16 protein-coding genes and 1 tRNA gene are annotated in these 16,553 nt (G+C 58.4%); 8 read left to right on the top strand and 9 right to left on the bottom strand.

Annotation, left to right across the window (positions count from 1 at the left end; all coding sequences use genetic code 11):
* Positions 1-8: 8 nt before the first annotated feature.
* From J0X15_RS10915 to J0X15_RS10900, 4 genes are read right to left on the bottom strand one after another with little or no spacing between them, the layout of a single operon-like run.
* Entirely contained in the window at positions 9-1,604 is a 1,596-nt protein-coding gene (locus J0X15_RS10915; protein WP_206940585.1) for a tripartite tricarboxylate transporter permease, read from the bottom strand.
* Positions 1,605-1,613: 9 nt separating this feature from the next.
* Entirely contained in the window at positions 1,614-2,237 is a 624-nt protein-coding gene (locus tag J0X15_RS10910) for a tripartite tricarboxylate transporter TctB family protein (protein ID WP_206940582.1), read from the bottom strand.
* Positions 2,234-3,172: a tripartite tricarboxylate transporter substrate binding protein gene (locus J0X15_RS10905; RefSeq protein ID WP_206940580.1), complete on the bottom strand. Its 939-nt coding sequence runs from the start codon at positions 3,170-3,172 to the stop codon at positions 2,234-2,236. Before J0X15_RS10905 ends, J0X15_RS10910 begins: the two co-directional genes overlap by 4 nt.
* Positions 3,173-3,212: 40 nt before the next feature.
* Complete coding sequence (locus J0X15_RS10900; RefSeq protein ID WP_206940579.1) at positions 3,213-3,998, bottom strand: GntR family transcriptional regulator; 786 nt, start codon at positions 3,996-3,998, stop codon at positions 3,213-3,215.
* 94 nt (positions 3,999-4,092) lie between these two features.
* On the opposite strand from J0X15_RS10900, the gene J0X15_RS10895 reads away from it, so the two are divergent.
* A complete protein-coding gene (locus tag J0X15_RS10895; protein ID WP_206940578.1) occupies positions 4,093-5,799 on the top strand; it encodes a gamma-glutamyltransferase family protein in 1,707 nt (568 codons plus the stop codon).
* A gap of 2 nt (positions 5,800-5,801) precedes the next feature.
* Positions 5,802-6,281 carry a GAF domain-containing protein gene (locus J0X15_RS10890; protein ID WP_206940576.1) on the top strand — a complete coding sequence of 160 codons (480 nt, stop codon included), beginning with the start codon at positions 5,802-5,804 and terminating at the stop codon, positions 6,279-6,281.
* A gap of 18 nt (positions 6,282-6,299) precedes the next feature.
* On the opposite strand, the gene J0X15_RS10885 is transcribed toward J0X15_RS10890, so the two are convergent.
* Positions 6,300-7,646, bottom strand: coding sequence for a hypothetical protein (locus J0X15_RS10885; RefSeq protein ID WP_206940574.1), 1,347 nt, complete (start codon positions 7,644-7,646; stop codon positions 6,300-6,302).
* A 166-nt stretch (positions 7,647-7,812) separates the two neighbouring features.
* On the opposite strand from J0X15_RS10885, the gene J0X15_RS10880 reads away from it, so the two are divergent.
* Positions 7,813-8,019, top strand: a complete 207-nt coding sequence (locus J0X15_RS10880; RefSeq protein ID WP_206940572.1) for a hypothetical protein — start codon at positions 7,813-7,815, stop codon at positions 8,017-8,019.
* Between the two features lie 605 nt (positions 8,020-8,624).
* Here the strand turns inward: J0X15_RS10880 and J0X15_RS10875 are convergent.
* Positions 8,625-8,701: transfer RNA gene (locus J0X15_RS10875), tRNA-Arg, on the bottom strand.
* 57 nt (positions 8,702-8,758) lie between these two features.
* Here J0X15_RS10875 and J0X15_RS10870 point away from each other — a divergent pair.
* Complete coding sequence (locus J0X15_RS10870) at positions 8,759-9,019, top strand: hypothetical protein (protein WP_206940570.1); 261 nt, start codon at positions 8,759-8,761, stop codon at positions 9,017-9,019.
* A gap of 6 nt (positions 9,020-9,025) precedes the next feature.
* Here J0X15_RS10870 and J0X15_RS10865 read toward each other — a convergent pair whose 3' ends face one another.
* The 3 genes from J0X15_RS10865 to J0X15_RS10855 form a co-directional block, all read right to left on the bottom strand.
* Positions 9,026-10,540: an ATP-binding protein gene (locus J0X15_RS10865; protein WP_209015253.1), complete on the bottom strand. Its 1,515-nt coding sequence runs from the start codon at positions 10,538-10,540 to the stop codon at positions 9,026-9,028.
* Between the two features lie 122 nt (positions 10,541-10,662).
* A complete protein-coding gene (locus tag J0X15_RS10860) occupies positions 10,663-12,078 on the bottom strand; it encodes a dihydrolipoyl dehydrogenase family protein (RefSeq protein WP_206940568.1) in 1,416 nt (471 codons plus the stop codon).
* A 34-nt stretch (positions 12,079-12,112) separates the two neighbouring features.
* Positions 12,113-12,883 carry a TVP38/TMEM64 family protein gene (locus tag J0X15_RS10855; protein ID WP_206940566.1) on the bottom strand — a complete coding sequence of 257 codons (771 nt, stop codon included), beginning with the start codon at positions 12,881-12,883 and terminating at the stop codon, positions 12,113-12,115.
* 375 nt (positions 12,884-13,258) lie between these two features.
* On the opposite strand from J0X15_RS10855, the gene rpmH reads away from it, so the two are divergent.
* From rpmH to J0X15_RS10835, 4 genes are all read left to right on the top strand, one after another.
* Positions 13,259-13,393, top strand: coding sequence for a 50S ribosomal protein L34 (rpmH, locus tag J0X15_RS10850; RefSeq protein WP_206940564.1), 135 nt, complete (start codon positions 13,259-13,261; stop codon positions 13,391-13,393).
* A 32-nt stretch (positions 13,394-13,425) separates the two neighbouring features.
* Positions 13,426-13,863, top strand: a complete 438-nt coding sequence (rnpA, locus tag J0X15_RS10845) for a ribonuclease P protein component (RefSeq protein WP_209015252.1) — start codon at positions 13,426-13,428, stop codon at positions 13,861-13,863.
* Between the two features lie 5 nt (positions 13,864-13,868).
* Positions 13,869-15,680: a membrane protein insertase YidC gene (gene yidC, locus J0X15_RS10840; protein WP_206940562.1), complete on the top strand. Its 1,812-nt coding sequence runs from the start codon at positions 13,869-13,871 to the stop codon at positions 15,678-15,680.
* Between the two features lie 206 nt (positions 15,681-15,886).
* The gene (locus J0X15_RS10835; RefSeq protein WP_206940559.1) at positions 15,887-16,534 is read left to right on the top strand and encodes a CatB-related O-acetyltransferase; all 648 of its coding nucleotides are present in this window, start codon (positions 15,887-15,889) and stop codon (positions 16,532-16,534) included.
* Positions 16,535-16,553 lie beyond the last annotated feature (19 nt).

Here is a 16,553-nt window from a genome sequence, read left to right as displayed (position 1 = left end):
GAAGCAGGTCATGAAAGTGTCCCTTTTTCTCGAGCCTGCCGTACCATCCGGAACAGCAGGAACAGCGATACGGCCAGCATCACGAGTGCAATGGGCGATTTCAGCAAGAAGTACGGATCGCCGCCCGAGGCGGTAAAGGCTCCACGCACCAAGCCTTCAAGGGTCGGGGCGAGAAGAAAGCCGATCACGAAGGGCAAGATGGAAATATTCAGGCGCCGCAAGGCATAGCCGATCAGCGCAAAGGCACAGGCTGTCAGAAGCCCCAGGTAACCGCCATCCTGAACATAGGCAGCCGTCAAGGACACGGTCAGGATCACGGGGATCATCAGATCCTTGGGGATGCGCACCAGATGGCCCATCAAGCCCATCAACATGCCACCGGCCGTCCAGTTCACGAAATTGGCCATGACCATCATCGTGAACAGGCCAAAGGCCATGACCAGATCGCGATTCATGATCGTATCGAAGCCGGGAATTTCAGTAATCGGCGTGAACCGAAAAACCTGCGGACCAAAGGCAAAGTCGCCGATACTCTCGACGGCCAGAATGATGAAAACCGCTGCGAAATTGCCTGGAATTCCGAGGCTCATCACAGGGATCAGGTTGGCACCGGAAACCGCCGAGTTTGACGCTTCCGTGGCGACAACCCCATCTGGTGTGCCCTTGCCGAAGGCTTCCGGAGTCTTGGAGCGGCGCTTGGCCCAATCGTAACTGAGGGTGGCGGCTGTGGTGGTACCGATGCCCGGCAGTGCACCGATTGCCGTGCCGATGCAAGCGCCACGCAGAATGCCTGGCATCATGGTGACCCGCTCGCGCCATGTGAGCTTCGGACCCATCTCGGGCTGCTGCGGCGGGGGAGCATTCTTCAGGCGGCTGTTGCGCATGTCTTCCACGGCGACCAGCACTTCCGACAAGACCAGCACCCCGAGAATGGCGGAGGTCAGCGGCAAGCCGGCGCCAAGCTCCGGCACGCCGAATGTAAGCCGGGGACCGTTGCCCGACATTGTCGACCCGATCAACGAGACGAACATGCCCAGCAGCCCGCCAAGCAGGCCCTTGATCGGAGCGTCACCGACAACGGCTGCCATGAAGCAGAGCGACAGAATGATCAGTGCCGACTTTTCCGGCAATCCCAGCACCCGCTCGACAGCAACTGCAATCATCGGAGCCGCGATGAACAACACCAGATCGGAAAAATTGTCGCCCATGACGGAAGCGAAATGCGCCGTCTGGATGGCCTTTCGCCCCTGCCCTTTCTGCGCCATCGGATAGCCATCCAATGTCGTCAGGAAAGCGTCAGGAGTCCCAGGCGTATTGAACAGGATCGCCGGGACGGCTCCACCGACTGTCGCGCCCTTCATGATGCCGATAAGACAGCCCAGAACCGGGAACAGCGCTTCATTGGTGTAGCCGAAAATGGAAATCAGGACGGGCAAGGCAATCGCCATGGCAAAGGGCCCCGACATTCCCGGCATGGCGCCGATGAGAATGCCGATCACCACCCCGATCACCACCATGAACAAAGGCATGAGCCAGAGGCTGCCTTCTGCGGTGAAAAACACCGAGCTCATCCCATAGCCGACATATTGCAGCAGAAGTTCCATCACGGGTTCCTAGAAGTCGGCGTTGGGAGGCAGTTGGACGTTTATCAGAAGGACATCGAACACGAGGATCAAAGCGGCGGTCGAAACAGCTGCGATCACAACGTCACGCAACCTCAGGGTGTGACGAGTTGTGTGAATGAAGCCGCATGTCAGTAGGGTGCCCCCGACAAAGAAGCCGGACACATCGAAGGGAAAGGTGCCGGAGACCGCACGGTAGCCACTCAACTCGGTCAAACCAGCCGCGTTCGTACACCAGACCAGAGCCGGACCGGTCCAGTTCATCGCCAGCAAGGCCAGACCCACAAGCAGCATGGCACGCAGCAAGAAGGCAAGATTGCCCAGGCCAATATCACCCACCGGCTCCCCAGAAGATCCGGAGCGTGACCGGAAATGCGTAAACACCAGCATCACCGCGAGAGGCACCATCAGGGCCATCAGCAAGACTGGAAAGAAGGCGTCGCCCGGAACAGTCTGTCCGGTCAGGCTTTTCTTCAGGAAGCCGCTTCCGATGTCTTGCGGAAACCAGAGCGTCACGCTGACGAGGGCAAAGACCAGCGTTCCAACCCCAAGCCAAAGGTTCCAGAAGCCGCCCCTTTCGGGGGCGGCTTCGTTGTCGACCGGCGTTCCGGTCATTTCTGAAGTTCTTTCATCATCTTTTCATTGGCCATGTAGCCTGTGAGAACCTGCTCACGAAGTTCCGCGCCCTGGGTCAGGATCGGTGCAGGCGGATACTGCTTCTCGATGAACTGGCGGGTTTCGCTATTCGGGTCGGAGAGGATTTCCTTTACGACCGAAGCAATCTCATCGCGGATTTCATCCGGCAGGCCAGCGGGTGCGGTGATGATGTACTGATAGCCGAGGGTCAGATCGATGCCCTTGTCTTTCAGTGTCGGGGCTTCAGGCGCCAGCGCTACCGGGCCGGTCTCCGCCGAAGCGAGAATATTCAACTGCCCAGCTTCCACCAGAGGTTTCTGCACACCGCCGCCCCAGGCAACGTTGGCATCCATGGAGACCAGGGCATTGAGGGCGCCACGACCACCCTTGGTGCGCAGGTGGTTGACGTTGATGCCGAGCGAGCGTGCGACGATCTCTGCGCCGGCCTCCACCTGGGTACCCCAGTTGGCCCAGACGATCTGCTCGCCACCTTCAGCCGCAGCCTTCAGGTCTTCCAGGCTTGTCCAGCCGCTTTCAGCACGCGCCAGAACCGCCATCTGAGAACCGGCAGTGGTGGTGATGTAGGTGAAGTCTTCCGGAGAAAGATTGTCGCTGTTCATCGGCGCGAAGTCGTAGGTGGTGGTGATCGCAAAACCGAGTGTCTGACCATCCGGCGCCGCGTCCTTCAGCTGAGCCGACATCACCGTGCCATCATCACCAGCCTTGTTTTCCGGAATGACCTGCCAGCCGCGGAGGGCTTCGATTTCTTTTGCAAGCGTACGGCCCTGCACATCCGTGCCGCCGCCTGCGCCGTAGCCGATCCACAAACGAATCGGGCCATCCGGCTTCCAGTCAGCCAGCGACGGAGTGACGAAAAACAGCGCGAGTGCGGTTCCTAAAAGTATGCGTTTCATGGGTATTCTCCTCTGAGGGGTATTTTTATCTAACGAGGGGTCAAGACCCCGGCTTGCCTTCGCTTATTTCCATTGGCCTATGGCCACGGGGCAACTCGAACCGCTGAACAAGCAGCAGCTTGCTCTGGCGGTCGTATTCGTAAGCGTCCCACAACATCCCCACGTGCGGCGCGGCGAGGTCGAGATGCTCGCAGGCCTGACGGGACAACAGATCCGCAGCGATGCTGTGGCGAACGTTGGCTGTGCGAATGCCGAACTTCTCCCACAAGAGCCGGTGGTAGGAGGCTCCGTGCTGGACGTCGGCGCTGTCCGGGAACGCCTGGGCGTGTTCGCATCGGATGAAGAAAGAGCTGTAAGCCGGCGAAGATCCGGTCACCCAGACCAGTCGATCAATCCGCAACACCTCCTCGGCCCCAAACTCTGTCAACAGCGGGCCATATTCGGCAGTCAGCACCTTCTGCATGCCCAGCACGCGGGTGAAAGGCATCATCAGGTCGCCAGTCGCCGGATCGCGAAAGCGGTAGACGTGGACTTCCGGCACCTGATGGCTGATATCGGCGATGAAGCTGCCAATCTTGCGGCGGCGGACGATCAGGCCTTCCTCGACCAGCTGGGCCAGCGCCTTCTGGACCGTCGACAAGCCCAACGGCAGCGCCGCGCAGATCTCCGTCTCCTTCGGCAGGCGTCCGCCTGGCGCGTAGTCATTTTCCTGAATGCAGGCAGCAAAGGCCTTCGCCAGACGCTGGTACTTCGCGCCCTCGTCCGGCTCGGTCTCCCAACGCTCCCGAAGCGGCTCCAGGGACAGCATGTTCATCTCTTCGCTCATGACAACAATGCTAAGTGTGAAATTTTTCAGTTGTCAACTACGTAGTTATTAAATAATGATTTTAAAAAATAGATAGTTTACGGGAGATGGTGACATGACGGGACATTGGGCCGTGGCGACGGGACACCCAATCGCAACCGCAGCCGCAACGCGCATCCTCCAACGCGGCGGCAATGCGGCAGACGCGGGCGTGGCCGCAGGCATAACGCTCGGCGTCGTGCAGCCCGATCTTGTTTCTTTCGCAGGCGTGGCCCCGATCATCCAGTACAATGCCCGCACCGGCCGCGTGACCAGCCAGGACGGCGTCGGCTATTGGCCGGCCGCTGCCGACGTTGAAAAAATGCACCGAGATCATGGCGATCACGTGCCTGAAGGCATTCTGCGCACAGTCATTCCGGCGGCTCCGGCCAGTTGGATCAAGGCCCTGTCCGAGCACGGAACGCTTACATTCAAGGACGTTAGCGAAGAGGCGATCCGGGCCGCGCGCGAAGGCTTTGAGGTTTATCCGCTATTTGCCAATTTCATCGCCGATCGAGCTGAGAAATACGCCCGTTTTCCGTCAACGGCAGAGATTTTCCTGCCTGATGGCAGCCTGCCGAAGGTCGGCGACGTTTTCCGTCAACCAGACCTTGCCTGGACGCTGGAGCAACTGGTTGCAGCGGAAGCAGCTTGCGACGGTGACCGGCACGCGGGACTGGCCGCCGCCCGCAAGGCGTTTTATGAAGGTCCGATTGCAGAGAAGATCGTTGCCTTTCATGCCGCCGAAGGAGGGCTGCTGACTGCAGAGGATCTCGCCACCTATGATGTGCGCGACGAGCCGACACAGGCCGTCCGGTTTCGCGATGCGGAGTTCCATTGCTGTGGCGCCTGGTGTCAAGGGATATCGATGGCCGAAGCCTTGGCGATGGTGGAGACTGCCGGACCTGATGCCACCGTTCGCGATGGAAAGCTGGACCTGCATTTTCTAACGGAAGTGCTGAAGCGGGTTTTTGCTGATCGGGAGGCTTTTGTCACAGATCCACGCTATATGCGGGTGCCACAGGAAAGCTTGTTGCAGGCGGAATTCCTGAAGGCGCGCCTCGACAGCATCGGCCCACGCTCCGATCCACTGCCTGATGCCGGCAGCTGTCGACACAACGACCAGCAAGTTGCCGACAAAAACACCGATGAACAGCCGGTCTATGCCCTCGGCTGCGCCGACACCTCCCACGTCAGTGTGATCGACGCCGATGGAAACATTTTCTCGGCCACTCCAAGTGACCCAAGCTACGACACGGTCGTGGTACCGGGAACTGGTCTTTCCGTTTCCTCTCGCGGCTCGCAGTCACGGGCAATCCCGGGGCATCTCAATGCACTTGCTCCGGGCAAGCGGCCACGCCTGACCCCCAATCCGATTCTTGCGCTGCGTGACGGCAAGCCGTGGATGGCCATGGGGACACCTGGTGGCGATGTTCAGATTCAGGCGATGCTGCAGGTGTTGCTCAACATGCTGGATCTGGGCATGGCCCCGGAAGACGCCGTACGCGCCCCCCGGGTTGCCACCTATGCCTTTCCCGGCAGCTTCGCCCCACATGATGTGCATCCCAACAAGCTGCTCTACGAAGACGACCTCAGTGCCGACCAGCAAGCCGATCTCATCAGTCGGGGACATGACCTGGAACCCTGGCCCAGCCTTACGTGGAAAGCCGGTGGCATCTGCATGGCGTTGAAAACCGGCGACACAACGCTCGCCTTGGCCGACCCCCGACGCGCTGGCACCTCCGCGACAGGGTCCGTTCCCAATCTGCCTGAGGTGCACTGACAATGCACACAAGTCAGTCGAAACAGCCCCTCAGTGATACCCTGAGCCAGATCATTGACGGCAACGTCACGCGTGATGTTGCCCTGACGCTAAGCGCCCAGACCATCGACAACGGACTTTTTACGGCCATGCGGTTCCACGAGGACGACATGGAAGTGGAGCGTCTCTTCTCGACGCTATCCGATGTCTATCCAGTCAGCGGTCGCAAACCAAAACGCGACACCGAATGGGGCGAGAAGGTCCTGATCCGCCGGGAAATCAACCTCGGCTTCGGCCCAGAGGATATCACCTGGGCCTTCGGAGACCACGAGACGATCCTCGAACTTGGTCTGCAAGCCGTACTGAATGTGCCTGTCGTGCGCGGAGAGACGGTTTTAGGCACCATCAATTTTTTGCGGGCAGACAAGCCCTTCAGTGAAGTCGAGACCGCAACGGGACAGCTTCTGGCTGCCGCCTTAGCCTTGCGCGGTCTGCACGCCTGATCATCTGACAGAAATGCTTTAAGGTTCCGATCCCGTCGCCGGTAGGGGGCCCGTCGCATGCCAGCCAGCGGCTTTCAGCGTGTCGAACAGGGTATCGGCGTTCTCGACATCGACAAACAGGCGCCGCACAATCGCTTCCAGTTGGCTGTTTGGCCAGGTTGTCTCGAACTCCTGCGTCAGGCTCCGGGCCAAAGCTACGTCTCCGGCTTTTTGATGGGCCGCAATCAGGTAGGCTGATCCAATTGGACTGATCGGCCCTCCCCGCGCGGCGGAGTTGTTTAATGCCGCTATTGCTTTTTCCTCGTCGCCCAAGTGGAAAATCGATGCAGCATAGGTCACCATGAAGACATGCCGTTTCAGGCTCTGCGTGTCGAATTTTTCCGGATCGGCCGTCCGAAAGACATGCTCGAAATCACCACTGAAAAAATTAATGAGAGAATCGAAGTCAAGCACATCGAGATCCGCCGGGTCGATTTCGAGCGCTCGCCCGGAAAATGACCGAGCCTCCTCGATATTACCACGCACAAACTCCATCCATCCGAAAGAGGACTGGGCCCACGTCGAAGTCGGGCCATGCGCCAAGGCAATCTGAGCATGCTTATACCCCAGGCTCATGATGGCGTCCCGCTCTTCTCCAAGTGGCATGAAGAACGTTTGCAGGCCACAGATTTGCGCCAGACCGGCATGCCCCCCGTAATAAGTCGGACTGAGTTTGATTGCCCGCTCAAACATGCCTTTCGCAGCGATCAAACGACTCGGATTCGTCGCCGGAAAGATGAGCCCACGTGCTTGAATCGCCAGATCAAGAGCCTCCAGTGCCCGCGGCGAACGATTCAGCAGGGCCGCACGCTGTGCGCTGCTCAATCCAGTTCGCTGCGTGTTCTTTTGGGTAACAGGCTCTCCGCTGTTCAAAAAAACGATGCCGCCAACAACGCCGGCCACCAACACACCGAGAACTGCAAGACCGGCGGCAAGGACCTTTCGGCGCCCCACTAGCTGCTCTGTTGGTGTCTCGAGAAGATACTCAAATCGAACTGCGTATTGGCCGGTATCAATATGAAACCGCACGCCATCCTCGGCGCCTTCGCCAGCGTAATAGGCCTCGAGCGCACGTCTCAGCCTCCCCGCATCCACGCGTACAAGACTGGAACTGTCGACGCTGGAGGACGGAGGGCGCTTGTAGACGTCATCGGCAATCGTCTTGCCGAAGATCATATCCGCGCGCCCTGCGAGAGTTTCACCTACGACGTAGGTCAGAAACTCTCGCAGCCGTGGCGAACTGGAAAACCCCTGGCTCCCGCATATTTTTTTGAGGAACCCCAAGAGAATTTTTTTGTCTGCGAGCGTTAATTCCCGTGACGTCATTGGCTGCCCTTTCCGGGTCTAACCAGAATAATCCGAATGTTCTCATGTGGTTAAACCCGTAAAAAACAGTCGAAACACAGTTTTAAACTCTGCGCTTGGTAAATATTAGGCGATCTTGTAGCCAGATCAACCACGTTACGCAGCGAAATGCTGGGGATGGCACCAAATGAAGGGCTGGGAGGTCAGTTTAGGCTTTGAGCCGACGGCGGTCGCAGACCTTCGACACAAAGACACTGTGTTTGATGAAATCTGCAGCGACTATGAAGAGATGCTCGACGCAAGGGCCCGCAGCGCGACTGCAGCAGGCGCCGAGGACCTAGCTGATACGATCGCCGCCCTGGAACTGGAAATGAGCAATTACTTACAGACCTGATGATCAGGTCCGTATGTCAGGATATAGAGCACAAGGGCGTTTTGACCCGACTGGTCCAAATGAGACATGGAGAGTGGAAAGCCACATTGCGCAGATGCCTCAAAGGCGGACGCAAACAAGAAGTCAAAAGCATCTGCTCTCCAAGGTTGATCGGAAACGATCGACCGAAGTGGGGGCCAGTTCCTTTCAAAAGAAGCACCACGCTCATGAAGGAGACGGTCCCCAACTGGTCGAAGCACAGGCCCCATCGCCTTCTTCACACTGAAGGGTTCGACCGTAAGCCCCTGCCGCCCTCCTCCCTGCGGCGGGGGCTTTTTCTTTGTCCCCTCATTGCCAGCAGGGCCTTGACTTATGCCCCTTCCCAGGCAGCCGATCCCGAATGCATGTTGGTGCTGATACACCTGAGGCAACGAAGCCAGCGACACATCTTTCTCAAGCGCCAGCAGGCGCGACGCTCCCCGCACGAGCACTACGAAGTAGCTTTTGAATACAGTCCTCAAACCCTGCGACGGCTATGCAAGCCGCGAAATCGAGCACCTGCACGTAGAGTACGCACTGAAATATTGCTTCATGGAAGTATATTCAATCCACTCCAATGAAAGGAGTGGTGCACCGGGGAGGATTCGAACCCCCGACCCCCAGATTCGTAGTCTGGTGCTCTATCCAGCTGAGCTACCGGTGCATATGACGTTTCAGATTTTTCATCTGCTTATGTCAGCTTGATCATCCAAGATAATCTATGCTGCAGCACTTTGAAACCTGCGTCTCGCTGGAGCGCCGTGGCGGCGTCTCCGTTCGCGATGGAGGGACTTCTACTGCGCTCTACCGTTCTTGGCAAGAGCCGGGTTTGGATTTTTTTTCCTCCCGACATTTTTCTGAAAAAGCTCTTTGTTTTCAGCCATTTTCGCCTGTGTATAACGCCTTCCCTCACCCCACGCACATTGATCGCCACTTGATCACTTTCGTCAAGGCTGTGCTTAGCCGCCACAGCTTCAGCTGAGGAAGGCTATGCGCTGCGATCAGGCAGAACAATCAGGAACTGGGTACCGCGCCGGCTGTCTTCCAGGGAAATACGCCCGCCATGGGCACGCAGAAGCTCGGCAGCAATCGCCAGACCCAACCCCACCCCACCGCTCTTGGAGCTGGAATGAAAAGCCTTGAAGAGGGCTTTGCGGGTTTGCGCCGGGATGCCGGGTCCAGTGTCAGTGACTGTAATGCTGACTTCGCAGCCCTGCCGAACGCCGTGAACATCAATCCGTCGCACAATCGCCGGATCCAGCTCGGTCTCCAGTGCCTGTAGTGAGTTGCGGCACAGGTTGAGCAAAACCCGGAACAGCTGCTCCGGGTCGGCATCGACCTCCAGATCCTTCGGCACGCGCACTTCCAGCTGTACAGCGGGATGCTCGTGCAGACCCAAAACATCAGTGACGTCCAGCACCACCTGATAGAGGTTCAGCCAGCGGCGCTGGGGCGCACTTTCCTGCGCCTTGCCGTAGGACATGACGGCTTGTGTGTATCCGACTGCCCGGTCCAGCGTAGCAACGATCTTAGGGGCCAGGCGCCGCACGGTCGGATCCTCGACATGCTCCAGGCGCTCTAAAAACAGCTGGGCGGAGGCCAGAAGATTGCGCAGATCATGATTGATCTTGGAGACGGCGAGCCCGAGGTCTGCCAACCTTTGCTTCTGATGCAGGGCGCGGGCAAGCGCCTCCTGCATGACGGACAGGCGTGCCTGGGCTTCTCCCAGCTCGTCCTTTCGGGCGGCTGGTGGAATGATGCAGCTGGGATCTTCCGGGGTTTCCGCAAAACGGTCCATGGCGCGGGTCAGGCGTTGCAGGGGACGCACAAACAAGGCCTGAAGGCTGATGTAGACAAGAGCTGCGGTGATGACGGAAATAACCAGAGACAGGCCGAGAATACGCCAGGAAAAGGCGAACATGTCGTTGCGCAGCAGATTAATCGGCAGGACCACGTCGACTTTCTCGACAAGCCCCATCTGCCCTTGCCCCACCACCCGTAGCAACCCTCCATCCAGGTGTGCCAGTGTCTGGAAGCTTTGAACGATGGATCGCCAAGGGCTCATGTCGCTCATGTCGACCACCATGGTGATCTCGAGCGGGGTCTCGTTCATGGCAATCAGGCTGCGGCGGCTGCCGAAATCAAGCGCAATGGCTACGGCGCCCGTGGCCCGCAGCAGCTCCTGTTGCAAGCGCGGGGCGATGGTGTTGGTCTCGCTCAGAACGGCGGCGGCCACTCCGGCAGTGGTCAACCGGTCGGTCATCCAGCTGTTGCGGAAGTTGGCAACCGACGGAACGTAAATGAACACCTCTGCCAGCATGACGAAACTGATCGTCAGCAGAAGCAGCTTGCCCGAAAGCCCCCCCCAGGCATAGGGCATCTGTGCCCCAAGCCCCTGAGTATGCATGGCGCCCGATGTATCCGGCTCGGAAATGGAATGCGGCCCCGTCTGCGGGCGTGCGCCTGACGTTGCCTGATCTGTCGGTCCGCTTTCGCGCTTCATGTCATTTCCGGCACTGATTTTCACTGGGCGCCTTCAGCCAACACCGTGGTCGTCTCAAGGTTACCTTTGGCAATACAAACATATACGCCCCGCCAATCCTATCCCGTTAAGTGTAACGGGGGTCACCCAAACTTTTGCAATATTGCGACAACTCGGCGAACCCAGGGATTGGCCGGTGCCTCAGCGTAATAGCTGATGGCCGCGCGGCGTACCAACTCGCTCAAGGTCGGATAGGGCGCAACGAAACCGGCAAGATCACGCATTGTCATCTTCTTTGAGTAGGCAAGCGACAAAAGACACGCCAATTCGCCCGCCTGCGCGCCGATGATATCAGCCCCAAGCAGCCGGCCACCCTTGCCCGCATACAGCTTCAGCGCGCCGATTGTCTGATTGTCGGTCCGGGCCCGGTCATTACCGTCGTAGGCTACGCTCAGGACACGAACAGCGCCCGCCCGGCGACGTGCCTCCTCCAGACCAAGGCCAACATGCGCCACCTCAGGCGAGGTGTAGGTTGCCCATGGAATGCTGTCGGCCGTGAACTTGACCGGCAGGCGAAACAGCAAAGCTCGAAGGAGGAGACCTGCCTGAGCGCCTGCTGCATGGGTGAATTGTGGCCCGCCCGCAACATCGCCAATGGCGTAAACCTTGCGATTGTTCGTGCGCAGCGATGCATCGACCCTGATGCCGCGCTTGTCAGTGGCGATGCCGGCGTTCTCCAGATCAAGCCCATCCACATTGGGTGACCTGCCCACCGCCAGCAGCAAATGCGTTCCGGTTACTGCACGCATTCCCTGCTCAGTGGCCACATGCACGATGACGCCACCACTGTCCGTTGGCTCGACCCGCTCCACGTGAGTGCCTTCCAGCAGGGCAATGCCTTCGCTCTTCACGTGCTGCCGGAGGATTTCCACATGCTCTGGGTCATCTTTGGACAGAATACGACCGGCCTCAAGAACCGTGACACGAGACCCCAGGCGCCGATGCGCCTGGGCCATTTCCAGACCGATCGGCCCGCCACCGATGATCAGCAGGTCGGGCTTGGGCCGCAGATCCTCAAACAGGGTTTCATTGGTCAGGTAGGGCGTTTGGTCGAGACCGGGGATCGGAGGAACGAGGGGCGAGGAGCCACTGGCGACGACAAACCGCCGCGCCTTGATAAGGCGATCTCCTACGGACACAGTCTCCTGATCGACAAATCGTGCGCCGCCGCGAAGCACCGTCACTCCAAGGCCCTCGAACCGCTCCTGAGAATCATGCGGAGCGATGGCGGCGATAGTCGCTTGGATGTGTGCCCGCGCGCTTTCAAAATCGGGCCCTAGCGGTTCATCCACGAGCCCGTTGCGGGCGAAAGCCGCCCTGGCAGAAGACAGAAGCGCCTTCGAGGGGACACAGCCATAGTTCAGGCAATCGCCACCCATCCGTCCTTTTTCGACAAGAACCACCTCTACACCGAAGGCAGCTGCACCAGCGGCCAACGACAGCCCTCCGGAACCGGCTCCGATGACGCAAATATCAGGGGTCAACACAGTGTCTGTCATGAAACTCTTTCTGCCGCACGCACAGGGCCTGATGTCATCCCTTGCGCCGGCTTTTCAAAACAACTGGAATAAGCGCGAGGATACCGAGGGCGAACAGTGCGACCAGCATGGTCGGGGTGATGAGCGCGGAGATTTCGACATTGCAGGTTCCTGCTTCTCCACATCCGGGGGACGCTTGCTCCTGAGCGTCAATCAGGCTGCCCAACCCTGACCCGACAATCGAAAAGGCAAAAGTGCCGGGAATGATCCCCAGCAGCGTCGCCACACTATAAACGGACAAGCGAACGCCCAGCAGCGCTGGCGCCATATTCACCAGCCAGAAGGGGAAAATCGGCGTCAGGCGCAAAAACAACATGTAACTGAAGGCGTCATTCTGAAAGCCCTCTCTCATCCGGGCCAGCCAGCCACCAGCCTTGCGCCGGAACACTTCGCCAACCGAACTGCGAGCAATCAGAAATACCAGTGTGGCACCGGCGGTGGCCGCCAAGACTGCGGCAGTGCCACTGACCATCCAGCCAAACAGGTAGCCGCCGGCGATTGTCAGGAACGATGCTCCGGGAAAAGACAGCGCCACCGCCGCTATATATATAAGGATGTAAAGCGCTAACGCTGCAATGAGATGCGCTTCAACAAACTCGGAGAGCGCCTGATGTTCGCGAATCAAAGCCGAGAGGGTCAGGTAGTCCTGCAGGCCATAGGCATAGGCGACCGCCAGGCCCATCAACAAGGCGGCCAGGGCACCCCAACGCCCCCACGATACCCCTGATGATGTGCGGTTCTCGCCCGCAATTTGCTTGTCACCCATTTTCTGGCGCCTTCAAATCAGCTTCAACTCGTGCCGGGTTGGATAAATTCCTGTTATTTCCAGAGAACTTACGTCCTTCGCACCATGCTAGTCAGAATGTGGGACGCCTGTCGACAAATGCAGCGCGCTTCACCGACAGTTGACGGAATGTGAGCAGTAGACCAGAAAGGCAACAATCAGCGTCTGGGAAAATCTGAATTTGCCTGCCCTATCGTTGACTCGTGAGCCCGCCTTGCTTATAAGCGCGCTCGACCGGGATATGCACCTGCAATCACGCGCTTCGGGCCGTGGTTTATCCGCAATTAGACGGAAGGGTGCCTCTTCCAAAGAATTTTAAAGAAAAAAAGGGCCGCGCTTGGGCGCGGATAATGAGCAATGAAGCGTACGTATCAGCCGAGCCGTCTTGTCCGCAAGCGCCGTCATGGTTTCCGCGCACGTATGGCCACCAAGAATGGCCAGCAGGTTCTCGCGCGTCGTCGGGCCAAGGGTCGGAAGCGTCTGAGCGCCTAAGCGGGCCTCGCGACAAGCGGTGGTAGCAGGCGATGAATGTCTTTCAATCACAGCCAAAGCCACCGCACATGACAACACTTAAAAAGCGCTCCGAGTTCCTCGCCGTCGCCAAAGGCGGTCGCGTGGGCCGGCGCGCTTTTGTGTTACAGGGCTTGAAACGCGAAGCCGACATTCCATCACGTGTCGGCTATACTGTCACGAAGAAGACCGGGAACTCGGTCGTTCGTAGCCGTATCAAGCGTCGCCTCAGGGCCGCTGTGCAAGCTCTTCAATTGACGGATGTTCCGCCACAGGCAGATTTCGTGCTGGTCGGGCGTGAAGCAGCCCTATCTCATCCTTTCGAAAATCTGGTAGCCGATCTCAAGTCTGGTCTTCAGCAGGTCCTTGACCCCAAAGCACCGCAAGGGAACAAGAGACCGCCACGCCGACCACGAGGAAGCAAACCGGTCACGGGCAGAAAACAGGGGTAAACCAGTTGTTCTCTGAAAATCGCAATACGATTCTTGCAGTCGTGCTTTCTTTGATTGTCTTGCTGGGCTGGCAATATTTTGTTGCCCAACCACAGCTTGAACGACAACAGGCAGAGCAGGCGCAACAGGCCGCCGAGCAAAGTGCCGCCACGCAGAGCGACACGACAACGCCCGTCGGCCCTGGCGGCACGCCGGCAGCTGGTACGCCTCCGCAGTCCGCTGCGGTTGCAACCGTCAGTCTGGAAGATGCCTTGAAGGCAACGGACCGCGTCGCCATCGACACCCCCCGCCTTTCAGGCTCGCTCAATCTGACCGGTGGTCGCCTCGACGATCTTCGCCTGAAGGACTATCGCCAGACGGTTGAAGACGACAGCCCGACCGTGATTCTGCTGGCGCCGAAAGGCAGCCCCGATCCGTATTACGTCGATTACGGCTGGGTTACGGAAGCCAATTCCAACATCACCCTGCCTACCGGCTCCACTGTGTGGAACGTCGACGGCAACGCCGACCTGACCCCGTCTCAACCGGTTACATTGTCCTATGACAATGGAGAGGGGCTAACCTTCAAGCGCACGTTCAGCGTTGACGAGAACTACATGTTCACGGTCAGCCAGTCAGTCGAAAACACGACCGATGCAGACCTGACGCTCTATCCGTACGGCCTGATTGCCCGCACCGGCGAACCGGATCACCAGAGCTTCTACATTCTGCATGAAGGCCTGCTTGGCTTCTTCGGCGAAGAAGGCCTGAAGGAGATCGACTATTCCGACCTCCAGGAAGAAAGCAAGATCCGTCCGAAAGAAGTCAACCAGGGCTGGCTCGGCATTACCGACAAGTACTGGGCGACAACGCTGATCCCGACCCCAGGCGAGGCGTTCCAGCCGAACTTCAGCCACAACGCCGGCAGCGACAATTACCAGGCCGATTTCCTCGGCAAGGCCGTGACGGTGAATGCAGGTGCGACCGCTGGAACATCCTCTCACCTGTTCGCAGGGGCAAAAGAAACCAAGCTGCTCAATGCCTACAAGGACGATCTCGGCATCTCCAACTTCGAGCTGCTGATCGACTGGGGCTGGTTCTACTTCCTGACCAAGCCGATGTTCCATGCCATCGACTTCCTCTACCATCTTGTTGGCAACTTTGGTGTTGCCATCCTGTTGGTGACAGTGGGCGTCAAGGCGGTTTTCTTCCCGCTGGCAAACAAGTCCTACGTTTCCATGAGCAAGATGAAACTTGTTCAGCCGCAAATGGCGGAAATCAAGGAACGCTACCCGGATGATCGCCAGAAGCAGCAGCAAGAGCTGATGGAGCTGTACAAGAAGGAAAAGATCAATCCGCTGGCAGGCTGTCTGCCAGTCGTGATCCAGATCCCGGTCTTCTTCTCGCTCTACAAGGTTCTGTTCGTGACCATCGAAATGCGTCACGCACCCTTCTTTGGCTGGATCCAGGATCTGTCGGCTCCGGATCCCACCACCGTCTTCAACCTGTTCGGCCTGATCCCCTGGGATCCGCCGCAGATGCTGATGCTGGGTGTCTGGCCGTTGATCATGGGCATCACCATGTTCCTGCAGATGAAGATGAACCCGGCTCCGCCCGATCCGGCGCAGAAGATGATCTTCACCTGGATGCCGATCGTCTTCACCTTCATGCTGGCTTCTTTCCCGGCCGGCCTGGTGATCTACTGGGCCTGGAACAACAGCCTCTCGATCACTCAGCAATATGTGATCATGCGCCGACAAGGCGTGAAGATCGAGCTGTGGGACAATCTGAAGGGCACCTTCAATCGGAACAAAGACTCCGAAGAAAAGAAGAGCTGACGCTTCAGTTCCAAAATGATAAAAAGGGGCTCCGGATTTCCGGGGCCCTTTTTGTTTCGACTGACCGGAGGCCGCAGGCCAGTGATTTCCTGAGTTCCAGACCCCAGCAAGACCAAAGCGTGAAAGTTGCCGGCCCAAGGCGGGCACCTTTCAAATCGCGCGCTCTATTGCGCGTCCTGCTACGCTGTCACTTACAGGATTTCACCATGCATGGCCCTGCCCCCGAAGCCCGGTTTCCATTTCCCGGCGCGGAACACACAGTCTTCATCAAGAACGTCATCTCCGGCGATTATATCGAAGCCGGCGACTACAGCTATTACAATGACCCTGTCGATGCCGCGCGGTTCCAGGAGAAATGCGTCCGCTATCATTTCGACTTTCTCGGCGACCGACTGACAATCGGCAAGTTCTGCGCGCTGGCCACCGGCGTCGAGTTCATCATGAACGGCGCCAACCATGCGATGGGCGGCGTCTCGACCTACCCGTTTCATATTTTTCAAGGCGGCTGGGAACAGGATTACGACACCTCCGTTTTTCTCAAGAATTCACGAGGAGACACGACCGTAGGCCACGATGTGTGGATCGGGACCGATGCCACGATCCTCCCCGGCGTCAGCATCGGCAGCGGAGCCATTGTCGGCTCCAAGTCCGTGGTCGGCTCGGACGTGCCGCCCTATGCTATTGTTGCCGGAAACCCGGCGCGCATCATACGCACCCGGTTCGATGCAGCAACGGTCGACCGGCTTTTGGAAATCGCCTGGTGGAATTGGCCCATCGAGATGATCTCGGCCAATCTGTCAGCGATAAGGGAAGGACACCCGGGCGACCTGGAATGCATCGCCGCCGCCCTGTAAGGGACGATTGCGCGCTTTG

The organism is Roseibium limicola (assembly GCF_017313085.1).
Lineage (GTDB): Bacteria > Pseudomonadota > Alphaproteobacteria > Rhizobiales > Stappiaceae > Roseibium > Roseibium limicola.
This window is presented reverse-complemented; position numbering and strand designations above follow the sequence as displayed.